Below are 20,002 nucleotides of genomic sequence, written 5' to 3'. Positions count from 1 at the left end.
CGTCCCCTCGGGGTGGCGTCGTATGCCTTGTCATATTTGGCATATTCTTCCCAGAATTCTAATACCTTCGGATAAAATTCGCTTATCTCACTAATCGCATGTCCGGCGCTGTAGGCCGTGGCAAGATGATTTATTCCGGCCCAAGCACGGCGACGAGTCGCCATCATGAAGTTTACCGCTGGTATTTTTCTTAGTATCTCCAGAGGCTGTTGAAACGATCGATTTAACGTGTCAAACGTTCTAAGCGATCCGGTAAAATTGCTCTCATAAATTTCCATATTGAGTAATAATTCACGTTTGCTTATTTTGAACTCTTCCTGGGTAAGTGTTTTATACATTTTTATTTTTTGAGTATTTTTTTCGGCAAGTTGAAAATTAACTGAATGTCATGGCTCACGCCCTTTGATTTGTGTGTTTGCGCAGCAGTTTGTCGAGGCAAACGTGGCCGGCGCCATCAAATAGGCTCCTCGTGCACGGATTAGTAGCCACCTCCGCCACAGAATTCAAAAATATCCAGCTCTCCGTTGCCCTCCAGCTTTTCAATATCCGTTTCAAGATTTCATGTATCGCCACACCGTCCAGCCATACGCGGAACCAAGGTCGAGCATCATTTCGCCTTGCTCATAGAATTTTGTCTGTGGCGCAATGTCGAACGCCTCCCACATGCCGGCTTTGGGACACGGTTCGCCCGCGTTCGCGCGCAGTTCCCCGTCTGCCTGCGCCGGTGCGCTTGAGCCGTTTGGATTGTTCCGTTGAGTTCTGGCGAAATCCACCAGGTCCCCTGGATAGAATTGCGCGTCACGGTAGCTGCGGTCGTCGATATCGAGCAGGTAAGTGATGGCGGCTGCCTCCCAGGACCAGTATCCCATGAAGCTTGTGCCTCGGGTATGGCTGTCGTGGTAGGGTTCGCGACGGCTGGCGTGGTACCAGTCGTCCAGATATCCGGCCATCAATTCGCTGCGCTTTTCCTTGGGCGCCGCGAAAATCTTCAGCGTCTTGAAGTAAGGCAGGTGGCGGGTGCATTCGTCCGGCGGCGTGCCGCGCTCAGATAGGTAGAAAGCGAGCAAGCGTTCTAGCATACCGTCACGCCGCGGGTTGTGATAGTCGAGAAGGGCTGGCAGACGAGGCAACAAATGCCCCCAGCCAAGCAGGATGCCAAGGCAGACTAAACGGTTTGCCTGGTCGAAGCCTTCACCAAGAAGAGGAAGGTGGGCGACATAGGTTTCACGTCCCTCCGGGGTGGCGTCGTATGCCTTGTCATATTTGGCATATTCTTCCCAATATTCCAGCGCGGTAGGGTAGAAGGAACGGAGAACGGCCAAGGACACTCCTGCGGAATAATTTATTGACAGTAAATTTATAGAATTCCACGCTCTCGACTGTGTCATCATCATTAACTGTGCAGCGTCTTTATCTGCCATCCACTCCGAATTTTTCATATTTCGACCGACTCGAGGAATCCTTATTGTCAAGTCCTGTGCCAGGTCAAGATATGTCGCGTAGTCAAAAAGAGATTCTCGCTTCTTTTGCAAAAATTCATTCAATGAGAAAATATTGTTCATCGCGTTATTTTATGAGTATTTTATCTGGGAGGTTAATCAATAGCTGAATGTCATGGGTCGCCCCCTTCGATTTTTCGTGTTTACTTAATTGACGACCTGTTACCAGCGATATCCAGCGCTGATAGGGGCAATTTATTTCGCCTTCTCTGAAATCGGTAATCAGACCTTCCTCGCCACGCAGGCATTCGAGCAGCAGTTTGTCGGGGCCGAGCGGGGGCGTCAGCCGTAAGAGGCGGGTGGTTTGCGTGAAGCCGCCCGGCATGGCGTGCGGGCTGGATGCCTGGGGCTGTGAGTCAGTCGGCTGTGACATCTGGCAATACTCCCGTGTGCGGTACGCTAGGTTGAAATGCAAATTAAGTAATATTTATTTTGTGGCATTACACCTTGGATGAGGCTGTTGCGCAAGCGTGATTCAATTGAAATGCCAATTAATTCAAGATGAGTCCGTGGAGAATGAATGGCTGTCCTCGCTGGTCTTGCACAGCCAGAGCTTTGGGCTTTACTCGTACGCGGCGCTCGTTACCCGCTTGCTTGCATAGGTATGATGTGCCGCTGTCTATCCGCCACTGGACGCAGGCGACAGAAGGCTGTCGCCGTCCATTGTGAGAAGCAATGATTTACGAAAGAAGTATGTGCATTGGCGCATGCGTGACATCTTGCGGGAGGGGGGCGCCGGGTTGCCATTGAAGAGCGCCATGGCAGCACATCGCCCAGCTGCGTTGATTCACGTCATCCTGACACCCGGATTGCACTTACAGCTTGAACACGCCCACCACCTGGTTCAGCTCCTGCGCCTGCTCCTGCAGGGCGTCGGCGGCCGCGGCCGCTTCTTCCACGAGGGCCGCGTTTTGCTGGGTCACCTGGTCCATCTGGGCGATGGCCTGGTTGACTTGCTCGATGCCGCTGCGCTGCTCTTCGCTGGCCTGCGCGATCTCGGCCATGATGGTGCTCACTTGCTGCACGCTGGCCACCACGGTCTCCATGGTGGCGCTGGCCTGGCTCACCTGGGCGTGGCCCAGATCCACCGTGCTGGCGGATGCCTGGATCAGGTCCTTGATGTCTTTCGCCGCTGCCGTCGAGCGCTGCGCCAGGGTGCGCACCTCGGTGGCGACGACGGCAAAGCCGCGTCCCTGTTCGCCGGCCCTGGCCGCTTCCACGGCCGCGTTCAAGGCCAGGATGTTCGTCTGGAAGGCGATGCCGTCGATGACGCCGATGATGTCGGCGATCTTGCCCGAGGAACTGCGGATGGCGTCCATGGTGCTGGCCACCTGCGCCACGGCGGCTCCGCCCGTCGCGGCCAGGCTGGACGAGTCGTGCGCCAGCCGGCTTGCCTGCTGCGCGTGGTCGACGTTCTGGCGCACGGTGGAACTGAGTTCCTCCATCGAGGCGGCCGTCTCTTCCAGCGAACTGGCTTGCTGCTCCGTGCGGCTCGACAAGTCCAGGTTGCCGCTGGCGATTTCACCGGACGCCGTGGCGATCTGCCCGGCGCTGCCGCGCACATTGCTGACCACTTGCGACAGGTTGTCGCTGATGCGGTTCATGGCCAGCAGCAGGCGGCCGATTTCGTCCAGGCTGGTCGTGTCGAGGTGCACCGTCAGGTCGCCGGCGGCGATTTGCGCGGCGGCCGTTTCAGCGGCGGCCAGGGGGCGCGACACGAGGGTGCGCACCAGCCAGTACAGCAGCAGGGCGAAGACGAGCAGGGCGATGAAGCCGGAAACGGCCAACTGGTTGCGCATTTGCCGCGCTTCCAGGGTGATCTCGTCCGTGAACGTGCCGCCCGCGATGATCCATTGCCAATCCTTGAACTGGCGGTAATACAGCTGCTTTTCGCGCGCGCTGGCAGCCGTTTCACCGGGCGCCGTCCACGTATAGCGCATGGCGCCGTCTTTTTGCGCCAGCATGTCCTGGATGAACAGGCGTCCGTCGCTGGCCTTGAACTCGAGCGCGCTCTTGCCTTCGCTGTTCGGATGCAGCACCAGGTGGCCGTAATTGGCGCCTGGCGCCGTGTCGACGATATAGATGTAGCCCGTCTGGCCGATCTTGACCTGGCGAATCTTCTCTTTCAGCATGGCCAGATTCTTGCTGATGTCCAGGCCGATGAACAGCACGCCCACCACCTTGCCGCCCGCGTCGCGCACGGGGTCATATTGCGTGATGTATTGCTTGCCAAACAAAGTGGCCATGCCAACGAAGCGCTGGCCCGCGCGCAGCGGCGCGTAGCTGGGGTGGTTGTGATCGAGCTGGGTGCCGATGGCCCGTTCGCCATCCTGTTTTTTCAGCGAGGTGCTGATGCGCACGAATTCATCGCCGTTGGCGGCAAAAATGGTGGCGATCACGCCCGTTTGCGCCGTGTAGCGGTCGACCAGGGCCGTGTCGAGGTTGAGCACCTTGCCGCCGTTGGCCAGGGCTGGTGTGGCCTTGCCTGCCACGGCCACCATGGCGCCCGTGTCGACCGTGAACGGGCCGGGAAATTCGGCCGCGAACAGGCGCGCGAAGCTGGCCGCCTCGTTGACCATGGCGGTATGAAACACTTGCGTGGTCGTCATGACGCTATTGAGTTCGCTGGTGACGGCTGCTTCGGCGCGCTGTTCCAGTGCAGTCGAGGTGCGGATGCTGATCAAGGTCGTCAGGCTGGCGAGGATCAGGCTGACGAGGGCAAAGGTGAAAATGGTGATCTTGCCGCCGACACTCCAGTGGCGGGGGGAGAACGAAATTGTAGGCATAGTTTGAGTCTGGCAAAGGGTAATCAGCTCGGCCATTCCTGGTCATGACATGACACGCGGGGAGGGGATCTGGTGGGAATACTGTTGAAACGAAGGCGCGCCGGCTGTGGGAGCTGCGCATGCGCAAGCTGGATTTCAGGGCGCGATGATAGCATGTTGCTTGCGTTTTGTTACTAAGTGTTTCCCGCAGGAATCATTTTTTTCGCATAAAAACATCATCAGCATCAAGGATTGTAAAAATAGCCTGTTGACTTTTTTGATTTCAATCATGGTCTTTGATATTCGTCGCTGACGGGCGATGCAATTTTTGTCACGAATGTTTCACTTTGTAATGAATGAGACGCCGCCCTTAATTCGCGTTTAAGCTTCCGGGAAGAAACTGATATTCCATGGGAGACTGCCAGGCCGTATCCTGTAGAATAATATGCAGACCAGTCGTGTATTCCCCTTACTGTCTTGCTGGCTGGCGCACGAATAGCTGCGCCGCCTGGAATTGATTCAACTAATTTTCGGAGAAGCCGATGAAGAAGCAAATGATGCTGGTCACCCTGGTGCTTGCCCTGTCAGCGAACGCTGGCGCAGCCCAGACGGACAAGAGCGCCGCTCCTCCGCTACCCATGAAGCCGCTGGCCCAGCAAACGCAGGCCGCCTTGTGGGCATCGCGCGTATTGACACGCGTCCACTACAAGGCCATGCCGCTCGACGACGCCATGTCGGAGAAAATCTTCGACCGTTACTTCAAGTCGCTGGACGCGGAAAAACTGTTTTTCGTGCAGGCTGACGTCGACCGTTTCGCGCCGCTGCGCACCAGGCTCGATGACGCCATCATCAATGAAGACCTGACGGCGCCGTTTGCCATCTACAACCTGTACCAGCAGCGTTTCGACGAGCGCATGGCGTATGCGCGTGAATTGCTGAAAACCAAGTTCGACTTTACGGCCGACGAGAGCTACCAGCTCGACCGCGAAAAGGCCGCCTGGCCGAAAAACGACGAGGAAGTGCGCGATCTGTGGCGCAAGCGCGTCAAGAACGACTGGCTGCGTCTGAAACTGGCGGGCAAGGAAGACAAGGCCATCCGCGAGACGCTGGACAAGCGCTATGAAAGCTACACGACCCGTGCGCGCAAGCTCAACAGCGAAGACGTGTTCCAGATCTTCATGAACTCGTATGCCATGTCGATCGAACCGCATACCAATTACCTGGGCCCGCGCGCCTCGGATAACTTCGACATCGCCATGCGGCTGTCGCTCGAAGGCATCGGCGCCGTGCTGCAGACGCGCGACGAATACACGGTGGTGCGCGAAGTCGTGCCGGGCAGCCCGGCCGGTTTGTCGGGCAAGCTGAAGGTGGGCGACCGCATCGTCGGCGTGGGGCAGGGCGAAAGCGGCCCCATCACCGAAGTGCTGGGCATGCGCATCGACGACGTGGTGCAACTGATCCGCGGCGCCAAGGATTCCGTGGTGCGCCTCGACATCCTGCCGGCCGACGCCGGCCCGGACGCCAAGCACGTGGTCTTGCCGCTGGTACGCAAGAAAATCAGCATGGAAGAGCAGGCGGCGAAGAAATCGATCATCGAAGTGCGCGACAACGGCGTCAAGCGCCGCATCGGCGTCATTTCCCTGCCGACGTTCTACCAGGACTTCGAAGCGCGCCGCCGTGGCGACAAGGACTTTAAAAGCGCCACGCGCGACGTCACCCGCTTGCTGGGCGAGTTGAAGAAGGACAAGGTCGACAACGTCCTCATTGACTTGCGCAACAACGGCGGCGGTTCGCTGAACGAAGCCGTCGAACTGACGGGCCTGTTCATCGACAAGGGTCCTGTCGTGATGCAGCGCAATGCCGAAGGCAAGGTTGAAGTGGAAAGCGATACGAATGCCGGCCTGGCCTGGGATGGTCCGATGGGCGTGCTGATCAACCGCGGCTCGGCATCGGCTTCCGAAATTTTCGCCGCCGCCGTGCAGGATTACGGCCGTGGCGTCATCATCGGCGAAGGCAGCTTCGGCAAGGGCACGGTGCAGACCCTGTTTAACCTCGACCGTTTCGGCGGCAGCGAGAAAGCCCGTTTCGGCGAGCTGAAAATGACCATCGCCCAGTTCTTCCGCATCAATGGCGGCACCACGCAGTTGCGCGGCGTCACGCCTGACATCAAGCTGCCGGCCATGTCGGACGCGGAAAACTTCGGCGAATCGAGCTATGACAATGCTCTGCCATGGGTGGCCGTCAAGCCGGCATCGTACATGCCGACGGGCGACCTGAAGGAGATCGTGCCGCTGCTGGACAAGAAGCATGACGCGCGCGTGGCCAAGGACAAGGATTTCCAGTACTTGCTCGATGACATCGCCCTCGTCGTCAAGCAGCGCAAGGAAAACCAGATTTCGCTCAATGAAACCGTGCGCCGCAAGGAGCGCGATGCCCAGGAAGCGCGCGCCAAGGCCCGTGAAAAGCGCCTGATTGCGCAGATTTCGAATCCTGCCGACGACCTGGTGGTAATTCCTGATCCGAAAGACGTACTGAAGGGCGCGAAAGCGGCCAACAAGACGGCCAAGCAGATCGCCGCCGTGAAGGGCGCCTTGCGCACCGACGACGGCTTGCAGGGTGACGAACGGGCCCTGAGCGCCGAACTGGACGCCGAAACGGCCGCCAAGAGCGCCAAGGACGTGCTGCTGAACGAAGCGGCGCGCATCCTGGCCGACGAAGTGGCGCTGATCAAGGCAGATACCCGCCTGGCGTCCAAGGTCTTGCCATATGCCGCGGATGTCAAGGCGACACCGGTGGCGGCGACATCGAAGTAATGTACGTGGAGCAGGGGGAGAGTTATCTGTTTCGCGTATTTCTATCATTCCAACAATCAATTGGATTGATATGCCGCGATGCAGCATAATGCACTTGTCTCCTCTATTCTCCTCCAAGAAAATAGATTCAGCCCGCTCTCGTAGCGGGCTTTTTTTTGCCTCAGATTTTGTGCGTGGGCAGTTGCACGTCGGGGTGGGCAGCCAGCAGGGCCGTCAGCCAGCCGGCAAACGCCTGCAGCTTGGGCGTGGCCAAACGGCCTTGCGGCGTCAGCAGCGACATGGGCATCGGTGTCGGCGAGCAGTCGGGCAGCACGGCCACCAGGGCGCCGCTGTCGAGGTGCGCGCGTACCTGGTACATGGCCGCCTGCGCCACACCCAGCCCTTGCAGCGCGCAAGCGACGCTGGCGTCCGCGTCGTTGACGGCGATGGGGCCGGCCATCTGCACGCGCACCACTTCCTTGCCTTGTTGGAAATCCCAGTCGAAGGCGCGTCCCGTGCGGCCCGAGTAATGCATGATGCCCCGGTGCGCCGCCAGGTCGGCCAGGGTGTGCGGCGTGCCATGTTGCGCCAGGTAGGCGGGTGAGGCGCACGTGACGAAGCGCATCAGGCCGATCTGTTTGCCGATGAAGGCGGAATCCTGCAAGGTGCCCACGCGCAAGGCGCAATCGATGCCTTCCTGTGTCAGGTCGACGAGGCGGTCCGTCAGGCTCAGCTGCAATTGCACGTCCGGCCAGGCGGCGTGAAATTGCGCGATATGGGGAATGATCAGGCGCCGGCCCACGGTATTGGGCAGGTTGATGCGCAGCAAGCCGCGCGGTTTTTTCGCATCCGGACCACGGAAGGCCAGTTCCGCCGTGTCGACGGCTTTCAAAATGTCGATGCAATGGCGAAAATATTCGGCGCCTTCCGGCGTCAGGGACAAACGGCGTGTGGTGCGCTGCAGCAGCTGCGTGCCCAGGTAGGCTTCCAGCTTTTGCAGGGTGGCCGTCAGCGCGGCGCGCGGCAAATTCAGGGTTTCGGCCGCCTTGGAAAAACTGTTGGCCTCGACGATGCGCACGAAGGTTTGCATGGCCTTGATCTTGTCCATGGGATAGCTTCCGTTTAATTGTTCATCTTATGTGAAAAGTATAAGTGGATTATGCCCTAATTATCTTTGCCTCAGCTTTGCCTAGAATGGCAACATCCCTATCGAACCGAGGAAACAACATGAACAAGGCCTCACCGTCTGCTCCCCACGACATTTCGCCCGCCATGGTGCTGCTGCTGGCCATCGCTTCCGGCTTGATCGTCGCCAATCTGTACTACGCGCAAACCCTCGTCGGGCCCATCAGTGCTTCGACGGGCCTGTCGGCCAAGGCGGCCGGGCTGATCGTCACCCTGACGCAAGTCGGCTATACCCTGGGCCTGTTGTTTGTTGTGCCGCTGGGCGACTTGCTGGAAAACCGCCGTCTGATCGTCACGGCCTTGCTGGTGACTGCCACGGCCCTGGTGGTGGCGGCCCTCTCCACAGGCGCCATCGTGTTCCTGGCCGCCGCGCTGGCCATCGGTCTCGGCTCCGTGGCGGCGCAAGTGATCGTGCCGTTTGCCGCCCACCTGTCGCAGGAAGCGACGCGGGGCCAGACGGTGGGCAAGGTGGTCAGCGGCTTGTTGCTGGGCATCATGCTGGCCCGCCCCGTGGCCTCGCTGGTGGCTGCGCATGCCAGCTGGCACGTGGTGTTTGGCGGCGCCGCAGTACTGATGCTGGCGCTGGCTTTTGTCTTGCGCCGCGCCTTGCCCGTGCGCCAGCCCGTGTCGAGCATGAAATATCCGGCCCTGATGGCCTCGCTGTGGCATTTGCTGCTGGGCACGCCCGTGCTGCGCCGCCGCGCCGCCTATCACGCCGGCCTGTTTGGCGCTTTCAGCCTGTTCTGGACCGTCACGCCGCTGGTGCTGTCCAGCCCCGCGTTCGGCCTGTCGCAAACGGGCATCGCCATCTTTGCCCTGGTGGGCATGGCTGGCGCCGTCGCTTCCCCCATCGCCGGCCGCCTGGCCGATGCGGGCCACACATTGCCGGCCACGGCCGTTGCACTGGCGCTGGGCATCGTCGCCTTTGCCTTGCCGATGTTTGCGCCAACATCGAAACACGTGGCGCTGGGGCTGCTGGTGGTCGCTTCCATCGTGCTCGACATGGGTGTGGCCGCCAACCTGGTGCTGGGCCAGCGCGCCATCTTCAGCCTGGGGGCGGAAGTGCGGGGCCGCCTGAACGGCCTGTATTTCGCGCTGTTCTTCGCTGGCGGCGCGGCCGGCTCGGCCATCGGCGCCTGGATGTATGCGAGTTACGGCTGGCAAGCGACCTTGCTGACTGGCATGGCGTTTCCGGGCCTGGCCCTGCTGGTGTGGCTGGGAGAATTTTTACCGCAGGCCACGCGTCGCACGGCTTGAAACCCTGATGCCGCCTCATTATCACTGATGAGTATTTCCATCATCATGAAGATAAAGTGGCGTGATATGCCGCGATGCCGCAAGATGCACCTGTCTCCTCTATCTCCTCCAAGGAAATAGATTCAGCCCGCTTCCATAGCGGGCTTTTTTTTGCCTTTTCAGATTAAATCACCACCAGGTCGAGCGCGCGCATGAAGTTGGCCGCCTGCGCGTGCGTGATGACGGCGCCTTTCAGCAGCGCCGCTTCGCTCAATTTGAAACCGTCGATATCGGCGCCGCGCAAGTCCGCGCCCTGGAACTTCGCCAGTTTGATGGTGGCATTGCGCAGGCTGCCGCCTTCGAAGACGGACTCGCGGAAGTCGCAGCCGGCCAGGTAGGCGTCGGAAAAATCCAGCTGTTTTAATGTTGCCTTGCGGAACGAAAAGCCGCGCAAGTCGGCGCCCACCAGCAGGCTGTCTTCGAAGGTGAGACCCAGGTGCGCCACTTCCTCGAACGAAGCGCCCGTCAGCTTGCAGCCGCGGTAGGTGGCCGAGGCCAGCTTGGCGCGCCGCCATTTCGTGTTGTTCAGGTCGCAGCCTTCGAACGTGGCATCGACGGCGTCGACGGATTCGAAATCGGCGCTGCCCGCGCGGCAGCGGCGCCAGGTGCTGCGTGCCAGTTTGCTGGCGAACAAGTTGGTGTCTGCAAAGGTGCAGCGTTCAAACGTGCAGCCTTGCAGATCGAGGCGCGACAAGTCTTCGCCGTCGAACGCGCAATCGATGAAGTGGTGCACTGATTGGGCCAGCTGCTGCTCGATGCCGGCGCGGTCCAGGGTCATGCTGCTTACTGCGGTGTCGTGTGTTGCCATCCGTCTCATTCCTAAAGTAAAAAACAGGGGAGGGATGGCGCGGCGGGAAAATGCACGAACCAGAACACCTCCCCGGCTGGTGGTACAGTCAGAGGTCAGCGCCGTGGGTCCGCGTGGGCGGGAGCATGCCGGACTGTGCCGGGCACTTACCGGGTTACCAACCGGTGCGCTCATTTTCGATCAGCCTGCATTGTAACGGCTTGACTGCACACTTGCCAGTTCTTGCGAAGCCGGGTTAGTATCGTTGCAGGCACACGCATTGTGCCAACGTCGCTCGGACGGATCCGGGCGCTTACGTATAGAGATACCATGACCGACAGCCAAGCTCCGCGCAGCTTTTCGCGCATCAATCGCCTTCCCCCCTACGTTTTCAATATCACCGCCGAACTCAAGATGGCCGCGCGCCGCCGTGGCGAGGACATCATCGACATGTCGATGGGCAATCCCGATGGCGCCACGCCGGCCCACATCGTGGACAAGCTGGTCGAGACGGTCAAACGCCCCGACACGCACGGCTATTCCGCGTCAAAAGGCATCCCCCGTTTGCGCCGCGCCATTGCGCACTGGTACAAGAAGCGCTACGAGGTCGACATCGACCCGGACAGCGAAGCCATCGTCACCATCGGCTCGAAAGAGGGCCTGGCGCACTTGATGCTGGCGACACTCGACCGTGGCGACACGGTGCTGGTGCCGAATCCCAGCTACCCGATCCACATCTGGGGCGCCGTGATCGCGGGCGCCGACATCCGCTCCGTGCGCATGGGGCCGGGCGTGGATTTCTTTGCCGAACTGGAACGGGCGATCCGCGAAAGCTATCCGAAACCGAAGATGATGGTGCTGGGCTTCCCGTCCAACCCCACGGCGCAATGCGTGGAGCTGGAATTCTTCGAGCGCGTGGTGGCGCTGGCGAAACAGCACAATATTCTGGTGGTGCATGACCTGGCGTATGCCGACATCACCTTCGATGGCTGGAAGGCGCCGTCCATCATGCAGGTACCGGGCGCGCGCGACGTGGCCGTCGAGTTTTTCACCATGTCGAAAAGCTACAACATGGCGGGCTGGCGCATCGGCTTCATGGTGGGCAACGCGGAACTGGTGGCGGCCCTGGCGCGCATCAAGAGTTACCACGACTACGGCAGTTTTACCCCGGTGCAAGTGGCGGCCATCGCCGCGCTGGAAGGCGATCAAAGCTGCGTGGCGGACATCTGCGCCCAGTACCAGCGCCGCCGCGACGTGCTGGTGAAAGGCTTGCATGAAGCGGGCTGGATGGTGGAAAAACCGAAGGCGTCCATGTACATCTGGGCGCATATTCCGGAAGCGTATCGCCACCTGGGTTCGCTGGAGTTCGCCAAGTTGCTGCTGCAAAAAGCCAAGGTCAGCGTCTCGCCCGGCATCGGCTTCGGCGAATATGGCGATGAATACGTGCGCTTCGCCCTGATCGAAAACGAGGCGCGGGTGCGGCAGGCGCTGCGCGGCATCAAGAATATGTTGCGTTCCGGCGACGGGAAAATGGAGTCGGCAGCATAAAGGTTGCCACATGGAATGCTTCGTTGCCCTTATTATCACTGCTGCGTATTTCTGACATCACGAATATAAAGTGGTTTTATATGCTGCAACGCGGCATCATGCATCTGTCTCCTCTATCTTCCTCCAAGGAAATAGATTCAGCCCGCTCCCGCAGCGGGCTTTTTTTTGCAGTGCGCTCCTGGCTTCACAAGACAGCCTCCGCATGACTTTTATCAAAGTCCACCTCGCTGGTCACTGCCACCATTTGACGTTGCACGTGTTGTCGCGTACTCCCTCTGGCTGGTGGTCGCCGTGCTGATATTTCATGCGCTGATAGCGGCGGCAGGGCCCGTTTTTCCGACGAAAAAGTGCGGCTTCACCGGGTGCTTGAAAACGCTGCGCCACTACCGCGTGCTGCTTGCCTCGGCGATTCTCGCCATCGCGGCCGGGTGGTTATACTCGGACATTCACTTGACAACACAGGCATAAGGTGACTAGCCTGAAGTGCAGGGAATTAAGTACAAGGAGTTCAATCATGGCGCGATTGGTACATCAATTCTTGCAAGATGAAGAGCGCAGCCGCAACCTGGTCGCGGCGGTCGGCATGGGGGCGGGCGTGATACTGCTTACCTTGTCGATACTTAATACTTTTCTGGCCCGTTAATTTGCCCAGCTTGCCAGGCGTCGCCGCCGCCCGCAGGCGGCGTGTCGACATGCTGGCTACTGCAAGCGTTCGCTATCCCTCCCCATTTCCCGTAAACCGCCGCACTGCCACCTCCCACTGCTGCATCAGGCTGGCCGCCTGGTCGCGTCCGATGGTGGGCAGGAAGGTTCTTTCCGCGCGCCAGTGCGATGCCAGCTCTTCCACGCCACGGTACTGGCCGATGGCCAGGCCCGCCAGATAGGCGGCGCCCAGGGCCGTCGTTTCGATTACTTTCGGGCGCACCACGGGAATGCCCAGCAAGTCGGCCTGGAATTGCAGCAGCAGGTTGTTGGCGCAGGCGCCGCCGTCCACGCGCAGTTCCGTGATCGGTGCTTGCGCATCGCGCGTCATGGCGCCCAGCAGGGCGGCGCTTTGGAAGGCGATCGCTTCCAATGCCGCGCGGGCGATGTGGCCCACCGTGCTGCCGCGGCTCAGGCCCAGGATGGCCCCTTTCGCCGACGGTACCCAGTACGGCGCACCGAGTCCCGTAAACGACGGTACGAAGACCACGCCGCCCGAATCGGGCACGGAAGCGGCCAGGCCTTCCGCTTCGCCCGCGTGGCCGATGGCGCCGAGGCCGTCGCGCAGCCACTGCACCACGGCGCCGCCGATGAAGACGCTGCCTTCAAGCGCATATGCAGGCTGCGCACCCACCTGGCAGGCGGCCGTGCTGATCAGGCCATGCTGCGACTGCGCGCACTGCTCGCCCGTATTGAGCAGCAGGAAGCAGCCCGTGCCATAGGTATTCTTGGCCATGCCCGGCGTAAAACAGGTCTGGCCGAACAGCGCCGCCTGCTGGTCGCCGGCGATGCCGCCGATGATGACCGGGCTGCCCAGCACCTCGGCATCCGTTTCGCCATACACGTGGCTCGATGGGTGGACGGATGGCAGCAGGCTGGCGGGAATGCCCAGCCAGTCGAGCAGCTGCGCATCCCAGCAGCCTTCATGCAGATTCCACAGCATGGTGCGCGAAGCGTTGGTGACGTCGCTCACGTGCAGGCGGCCGCCCGTCATCTTCCACGCCAGCCACGTATCGATGGTGCCGAAGGCCAGTTCGCCGCGCATGGCCCGCGCGCGGGCGCCGGGCACGGCGTCGAGTATCCAGCGCAGCTTGGTGCCGGAAAAATACGGGTCGAGCACCAGGCCCGTTTTCGCGTGGATGGCACCGGCCAGACCCCGCGCGCGCAAGTCCTCGCACAGCGCTTCCGTGCGGCGGTCTTGCCAGACGATGGCGTTATAGATGGGTTCGCCCGTGGCGCGATCCCACACCACGGTCGTTTCGCGCTGGTTGGTGATGCCCAGCGCGCCCAGGGCATCGGCTTTCAGGCCTGTCTTGGCCAGCACTTCGCGGCACGTCTCGACCTGGCTGTGCCAGATCTCCATCGGGTCGTGTTCGATCCAGCCCGGCTGCGGGAAGAGCTGGCGGAACTCGCGCTGCGCCACGGCGACGATGGCGCCTGCTTCATCGAAGACCATGCTGCGCGAACTGGAGGTGCCCTGGTCGAGGGCCAGCAAATACGTCATGCCGCCACCTCTTGCGCCAGATGGGCTGCCAGCCACTGCTGCAGGCGCGCCACATCGGCCGGTGCGCAGCGCAAGCCCAGCTTGCTGCGCCGCCACAGGATGTCGTCGCTGCTCCTGGCCCATTCCACCTCGATCAGATAGCACGCTTCGGCTTCGTACAGGCCGGGCGCCAGCTGCTCACCCAGGTCGGCCATCGAAGTGGCGCCCGTCAGCAGGCGCGTGGCGCGGCTGCCGTAGGCACGCGCATAGCGGCGCGCCAGCGCGGGCGGCAGCCAGACGTGCTCGCGCTGGAAGTGGGCGAGAAAAGCGTCGAAATCATGGCTGTCCACCAGACGATTCGGCTGCTGCAGGTCGCCGCCGGGCAGGGGCGCCTCGGCCGTCCACGCCGCGCCGGTATTGTCCAGCAGGGGCGCCAGCAAGCCCAATGCTTCCTCGGCCAGCTTGCGGTAGGTGGTGATCTTGCCGCCCCAGATATTGAGCAGCGGCGCGCCCGTTGCCGCCTCGCCGCGCGCCACTTCCAGCAGGTAGTCGCGCGTGACGGCCGACGCGTTCTGCGCGCTGTCGTCGAGCAGCGGGCGCACGCCCGAATACGTCCACACGACGTCGGCGGGAGAAATCTCGCGCTTGAAATAGCGGTTCGCGGCCTGGCACAGGTAATCGATTTCCATCTGGCTGATTTTGACCTGGCTGACCTCTCCCTTGTATTCCTCGTCCGTGGTGCCGATCAGGGTAAAGTCATCCTGGTAGGGGATGGCGAAGATGATGCGCTGGTCCGGGTTCTGGAAGATGTAGGCGTTCGGATGCTCGAACAGGCGCGGCACGATGATGTGGCTGCCCTTGATCAGGCGCAGCCCCTGCGTCTTGCCGCCACCGGCCGCGCCGGCAAATTGCGCCGTCCACGGTCCCGCCGCGTTGACGATGGCGCGCGCGCGCAGCGTCTTGCGCTGGCCATCCCCGGCTTGCAGGGTGGCTTGCCAGGCGCCGCCATCGCGGTGCGCGTCGATGCAGGCCGTGCGCGTGAGAATGTGCGCGCCGTGCTCCTGCGCGTCGAGCGCATTGAGCACCACCAGGCGCGCATCGTCGACCCAGCCGTCGGAGTACACGAAGCCCTTGCGGTAGCCGGCCTTCAGCGGTTCACCCGCCGCGTGCTTGTCCAGCGCGATGCCTTGCGAGGCGGGCAAAAAGGCCCGCTTGGCCAGGTGGTCGTACAGGAACAGGCCCGCGCGTATCATCCAGGCGGGGCGCTGTGCCGCGTCGTGCGGCATGACGAAGCGCATCGGCCACATGATGTGGGGCGCGGCGCGCAGCAGCACTTCGCGTTCCTGCAGCGCCTTGCGCACCAGTTTGAATTCATAGTATTCGAGGTAGCGCAGGCCGCCGTGTATCAGCTTGGTGGACGCGGAGGAGGTGTGCTGCGCCAGGTCGTGCTGTTCGCACAGCACTACGCGCAAGCCGCGGCCGGCCGCGTCGCGCGCGATGCCGGCGCCATTGATGCCGCCGCCGACGACGAGCAGGTCGCAGTCGGCGGGCAGGGAGGAAAAGCGGGAAGCGGACATGGAAGGTTCGTCTTGTAAAAGTAAAAGGAAAAAGGCGCCGCCTCAGGCAAGCAGCGACAGTACGGGCGGCAGCACGAGGGCCAGGCCGGCGATCAGCAGGAGCACGAAGACGGCGCGGCGCACGTGTTCGATGGGCAGGCGCGAAGGATGGCGGCGCGCCAGCCACGTCAGGCCCATCACCAGCGGCAAGGCTTCGAGGGTCAGCCACAGGGCCGTCATGCTGAACTGGCCGTGCGCCAGCACGAGGGCCAGGCGCAGCACGGCATTCGCGGCGAACAGCACGATCAGCGAGTGGCGGATCATGTCGGCTGGCCATGGCTGGCGGTACAGGTGGTACACCATGGGCGGGCCGGCGCTGGCGAACAGGCCGCCCATCACGCCGGACACGCCGCTGAAAAACAGGAAGGCGGGCAGGCCGGATTGCTGTGCACGCGCGCTGGCGCGCAGCACCAGCATGAAGGCGCAGACGACGATGGCGCAGCCGAGCAGGAAGCGCAGCAGGCTTACCTGCTGCGCGCTGAACCAGCCCAGCAAGGCCACGCCCGCGCCCACGCCCAACTGGCTGACGGCCAGCGAGGGGCCGAACACGGGCCAGGCCAGCTGCGGGCGCGTGCGGCCAAACGTGATGGCGGCATTGACCAGCACCAGCACGCTGACGACGTTGGCCACGTCACCCAGGCTGGCCAGGTGCAGCACGGCCGTCAGGCCCAGCAGGATCAGGCCAAACGCAAAACCCGTCAGGTTCTGCGCCACGCTGGCCAGCGCCACGCAGGCCAGGAACAGCAGGTGCGACGCCACGCTCATGCCAGTCTCATTTCGCCAGCGACAGGAAGAAGTCCTGCTGCGCGCAGCCGCGCCGCACGAAGACGGGCGGCTGGCCCAAAGGCGCATCGACTTCCACGCGCTGGCCGCCTTCGAAGGCGGCGCCGCTCCACAGGTGGATCCAGGCGTCGCCCTGCGGCAGGTAGGCGCTCCAGCGCGCAGCGCCGGCCGCATGCACGGGCGCCACCAGCAGGTCGGGGCCGAACAGGTACTGGTCCTGGATGGCGTAGGTGGCGCGGTCGTGTTCATAGTGCAGGAACAGCGGGCGTTGCAGCGGCAGGCCGCGCGCCACGGCGTCTTCGGCCAGGGCGCGGATGGTGGGCGCCAGCGCCACGTGCAGCCGCGTCATGCGGGCGAAGTGGCGGAACACGTCTTCATCCTGGTAGAACTGGAAGTTCTCGTCGGGACGGTTGCCTTCGTGCGTGCGCATCATCGACGTAAACACGGCCATTTCCGTCCAGCGCTGGAACAGTTCGGCTGTGCGCAGGTTGCCGAACAAGCTCGTATAGCCGCCGATGTCGCTGTGGTGGTAGGCGTTGCCCAAGAGGCCGGACGACAGGGCGCCGCAGATCACCGTCTGCAAGCCGTCGTGGCGGCTGAAGTCGACCGACTGGTCGCCCGCCCACAGCAGCGGGCAGTGCGCCTGCACGCCCGTGTAGCCGGCGCGCATGAAGAAGGTGGCGTCGCCCGTCTTGCCGGCCCGCTCGATGGCGCGCGCATTGACTTCGGCCCACAGGGTCGGCCACGCGTTGTGCATCAGGCGCGCGTCGGCGCCATTGTGCAGGCGCAGGTCGATCGGCAGGTATTCGCCGAAATCGGCCATCCAGCCGGACAGGCCGAAATCGAGCATTTCCTGGCGCAGGATGCGTTCCTCGAACCACAGCGCGGCGGCCGGGTTGGTGAAGTCGACGACGCCGCAATCGAATTCGCCGAAGTCGACCAGGTAGGCGCCGCCATCGATGGCGGTCGCCAAAAAGCCCTGCTGCAGCGCTTCCTGGTACAGGGTGCCGTCGTTGCACAGGTAGGGATTGACGTAGCCGAGGAAGCGGATGTCCTGCGTGGCCAGGTCGGCGATCCAGTTCTTCAGGTCAGGGTAGCGCTGCGGCTGCCAGCGCCAGTCCCAGAACAAACGCTTGCCGAACGAGGTCTGGCGCAAGCCGACCCAGTCTTCGCACCACAGGGCGCTGACGGGCAAGCCGTGTTCCTGCGCCTGCGCCAGGATGGCGCGCGCGTGCTCCTCGCCGCCTTTCAGGCCCAGCATGGCGCCATTCTGCAGCCATGCCGGCAATTGCGGCTGGCGGCCGAAGCGCTGCGAGACGACGCCGACCAGGTCGGCGAAGGTCTCGGCCAGCATGAATTCCAGGCGCTCGGGCATGGCCCAGAATTGCAGCTCGTGGAAATCGGGCTGGCGGAAATCGAAGTCCGCATACGCCGTCGTTTCCGCGTGCAGGCAGTAGCGCTGCGACGAGATGAAGCTCGGCTGCGGGTAATTCGTGTGATAGTAGTCGCCTCCCGATTTGGACGTCACGTCCGCCTGCCACGTCAGATGCGTCGACTTGTCGCGGCCCACACCCGGCTCCGACGTCCACAGGGGGAAGTGGCGTCCGCGCAGGTCGAAGTACGACATCTGCTCGCCGCAGCCCCAGACGTGTTCATCCTGTTCCGCCGGCAGGCGCAGCCACAGCCGGTTCCAGCCCGGCGCCGCATAGCGCACCACCAGGTGCACGCCATGCGGGGTCGCTTGCACGGCCAGCACCAGTTGCGCAGCGTCTCCCGCATGGTGCGCGAAGCTCAGGGTAGTGGCGCCATCGGCCTCGGTGACGGCCAGCGCGCGCAGGGCGCTGCGCTCCTCGACGTAATCCTCGATCTCGAAGTTACCGCGGTACATTTCCATGCTTTCGCGGCCCTGGCCGACGAACACGCATGGCGCAGCGGCGCTGTGGCGCAGCAGCAAGCGGCCGGCGCAGCGCAGGGCGACGCTGTCATTTTCCTGGTGTAGTGTGTACTGCATGGCGATCAACTCCTGTGAAAACCGGCCGCCGCATGGCGGGGCATGCGGGCGGGCCGGCGGTGCATCAACAATTAAGCACTAATTAAAAGACGAGGAACATGCCGGCGGTCAGCTCGACGGGGCTGTAGCCGAAGTAGTTATTGTCCCCCCGGAACTGCAAGACGCCCAGCTTGGCGTGACTGTTGTTGGCGATGCGCGTGGCGTACGCGTAGAACGACAGGGTAGGCTGGAAGTTGTACAGATAGCCCAGCGAGTAGGCCGTCGATTTTGGCTTGCCCACGCCATCGCCCGTGTTCGTGCCGAACGCGCCTTTGGCGTTGACGCCGTCATAGCTGATGTGCGCCAGGCTGCCCTCGATGCGGTGCTTGCCAAGGTCATACGCGCCCGACACGCCGAAGGCGTCGGCCGCATAGCCGCCCGCGTTCGACACGCGGTAGGACGTGTAGGAGCCGCCCAAGGTAAAGTCGTTCCACTTGTAGCGCGCGCCGACGATATCGGTGACCTGGTTGCGCTTGATGAAATTCGGCGTGCCGGCCGTGCTGATGTCGTTGCTCTGCTGGTAATCCATGTGCGCATAGCCGAGGAACAGGTCGCCCTTTTTGTACAGCACGTTGGCGGCCCAGCTGCGGCCATCGTTTTCCAGGTCGGTTGCGGAAGACGCCTGCTGGCCGGCCGAATACGACACCTCGGCCGAGACGTTGTTCCAGGTGGGGCTGCGGTAGCGCAGCGCATTGCCGTAGAACAGCGCCGTGCCCGAGTTGTTGCCGGCCAAACTCGTCGTCTTGCTGGCGTTGCCCGTCACGGGGTCTTTCAGGTAGCGGCCCAGGGACTCGGGGCGCGTGAGCGAGAACAGGGCGCTGAAGTCATTGGCGCCGTAGTTGTGCGCCGAGGCCAGGTCGGCGCCCAGCGAGACCCAGAACGGCGCCATGTACATGGTGCCGCCTTCGATCGAACCCCAGGTGGTCGACGCAAAGCCGACGGTGGAGCCGCGGTTGAACAGCACGGACGAGGTGGTGTTGTTTTGCGTGCCGCCGCCCGCGTTGCCGTTGAACAGGTTCAAGCCTGTCTCGACGCCGAAGATGGCCTTGTATTCATCGCTGAAAACCCAGGCGCCCGTGAGGCCCAGGCGGCTGGCCATTTCGCCCTGGTTCAGGCGGTGGTTCGTCAGTTGGCGCCCGCTGGCATCCTTGCCGCGCGAAACCGTGTAGCCGATGTCGCCACGGCCGTACAGCTTCCAGTTGAAGCCGGTGACGGGCTTCACGGGGGCCGCCGCCGGTGCGGCCGCCATCGCTGCGGCAGGTACCGCTGCGGGTGCAGGCTGGGCCGCTTTCGCTTCCATCTGCGCCACTCTTTCCTGCAACTGGGCCAGCATGGCCTTCATGTCGCTCAATTCGTCGGCGCGCGCGTTAGCGCTAACAAATGGCGACGCGAGAAGCACGCCGGTGATGGCCGCGGCCAATGTGGTCTTGCGCAATGTCGTTTGCATGATCTTGTCTCCTGTGTTTTTTATGAGTATGCTTGCTGATCCCTGCCTT

General features: G+C 62.3%; 15 protein-coding genes. 3 read left to right on the top strand and 12 right to left on the bottom strand.

All coding sequences use genetic code 11. From position 1 onward, the window contains the following. The 4 genes from HWE17_RS15005 to HWE17_RS14990 form a co-directional block, all read right to left on the bottom strand. On the bottom strand, window positions 1-338 hold a 338-nt coding region (locus tag HWE17_RS15005; RefSeq protein ID WP_176389288.1), incomplete at its 3' end, for a hypothetical protein. 213 nt (window positions 339-551) lie between these two features. Then, window positions 552-1,562: a PoNe immunity protein domain-containing protein gene (locus HWE17_RS15000; protein ID WP_176389287.1), complete on the bottom strand. Its 1,011-nt coding sequence runs from the start codon at window positions 1,560-1,562 to the stop codon at window positions 552-554. A gap of 4 nt (window positions 1,563-1,566) precedes the next feature. Continuing rightward, a complete protein-coding gene (locus tag HWE17_RS14995; protein ID WP_176389286.1) occupies window positions 1,567-1,872 on the bottom strand; it encodes a hypothetical protein in 306 nt (101 codons plus the stop codon). A gap of 442 nt (window positions 1,873-2,314) precedes the next feature. Then, a complete protein-coding gene (locus HWE17_RS14990) occupies window positions 2,315-4,285 on the bottom strand; it encodes a methyl-accepting chemotaxis protein (RefSeq protein WP_176389285.1) in 1,971 nt (656 codons plus the stop codon). Window positions 4,286-4,806: 521 nt separating this feature from the next. Here HWE17_RS14990 and HWE17_RS14985 point away from each other — a divergent pair. After that, window positions 4,807-7,077 (top strand): carboxy terminal-processing peptidase, encoded by a 2,271-nt coding sequence (locus tag HWE17_RS14985; RefSeq protein ID WP_035819778.1) that lies wholly within the window; start codon window positions 4,807-4,809, stop codon window positions 7,075-7,077. Between the two features lie 160 nt (window positions 7,078-7,237). Here the strand turns inward: HWE17_RS14985 and HWE17_RS14980 are convergent, their stop codons facing one another. Then, window positions 7,238-8,164, bottom strand: coding sequence for a LysR family transcriptional regulator (locus HWE17_RS14980; RefSeq protein ID WP_176389284.1), 927 nt, complete (start codon window positions 8,162-8,164; stop codon window positions 7,238-7,240). Window positions 8,165-8,283: 119 nt separating this feature from the next. Here HWE17_RS14980 and HWE17_RS14975 point away from each other — a divergent pair, with 119 nt between their 5' ends. Beyond that, window positions 8,284-9,498, top strand: a complete 1,215-nt coding sequence (locus HWE17_RS14975; protein ID WP_176389283.1) for an MFS transporter — start codon at window positions 8,284-8,286, stop codon at window positions 9,496-9,498. Between the two features lie 163 nt (window positions 9,499-9,661). Here the strand turns inward: HWE17_RS14975 and HWE17_RS14970 are convergent, their stop codons facing one another. After that, on the bottom strand, window positions 9,662-10,345 hold the full coding sequence (locus tag HWE17_RS14970; protein ID WP_255206256.1) for a pentapeptide repeat-containing protein: 684 nt from the start codon (window positions 10,343-10,345) through the stop codon (window positions 9,662-9,664). Between the two features lie 309 nt (window positions 10,346-10,654). Between HWE17_RS14970 and alaC the strand changes: the two genes are divergently transcribed. After that, window positions 10,655-11,872: an alanine transaminase gene (gene alaC, locus HWE17_RS14965; protein WP_176389282.1), complete on the top strand. Its 1,218-nt coding sequence runs from the start codon at window positions 10,655-10,657 to the stop codon at window positions 11,870-11,872. A 508-nt stretch (window positions 11,873-12,380) separates the two neighbouring features. On the opposite strand, the gene HWE17_RS14960 is transcribed toward alaC, so the two are convergent. The 6 genes from HWE17_RS14960 to HWE17_RS14935 form a co-directional block, all read right to left on the bottom strand. Next, window positions 12,381-12,566, bottom strand: a complete 186-nt coding sequence (locus HWE17_RS14960; RefSeq protein WP_176389281.1) for a hypothetical protein — start codon at window positions 12,564-12,566, stop codon at window positions 12,381-12,383. Between the two features lie 21 nt (window positions 12,567-12,587). Then, on the bottom strand, window positions 12,588-14,078 hold the full coding sequence (gene glpK, locus HWE17_RS14955; protein WP_176389280.1) for a glycerol kinase GlpK: 1,491 nt from the start codon (window positions 14,076-14,078) through the stop codon (window positions 12,588-12,590). After that, window positions 14,075-15,634, bottom strand: a complete 1,560-nt coding sequence (gene glpD, locus HWE17_RS14950) for a glycerol-3-phosphate dehydrogenase (RefSeq protein ID WP_176389279.1) — start codon at window positions 15,632-15,634, stop codon at window positions 14,075-14,077. Before glpD ends, glpK begins: the two co-directional genes overlap by 4 nt. A 42-nt stretch (window positions 15,635-15,676) precedes the next feature. Further along, complete coding sequence (locus HWE17_RS14945) at window positions 15,677-16,438, bottom strand: TSUP family transporter (protein WP_035819764.1); 762 nt, start codon at window positions 16,436-16,438, stop codon at window positions 15,677-15,679. A 7-nt stretch (window positions 16,439-16,445) separates the two neighbouring features. After that, the gene (locus HWE17_RS14940) at window positions 16,446-18,467 is read right to left on the bottom strand and encodes an alpha-glucosidase (protein ID WP_176389278.1); all 2,022 of its coding nucleotides are present in this window, start codon (window positions 18,465-18,467) and stop codon (window positions 16,446-16,448) included. Window positions 18,468-18,549: 82 nt separating this feature from the next. Beyond that, a complete protein-coding gene (locus HWE17_RS14935) occupies window positions 18,550-19,953 on the bottom strand; it encodes a porin (protein WP_035819762.1) in 1,404 nt (467 codons plus the stop codon). Window positions 19,954-20,002: the final 49 nt, after the last annotated feature.

It is taken from the genome of Janthinobacterium sp. BJB401 (genome assembly GCF_013372745.1).
GTDB classification, from domain to species: domain Bacteria; phylum Pseudomonadota; class Gammaproteobacteria; order Burkholderiales; family Burkholderiaceae_D; genus Janthinobacterium; species Janthinobacterium rivuli.
This window is presented reverse-complemented; position numbering and strand designations above follow the sequence as displayed.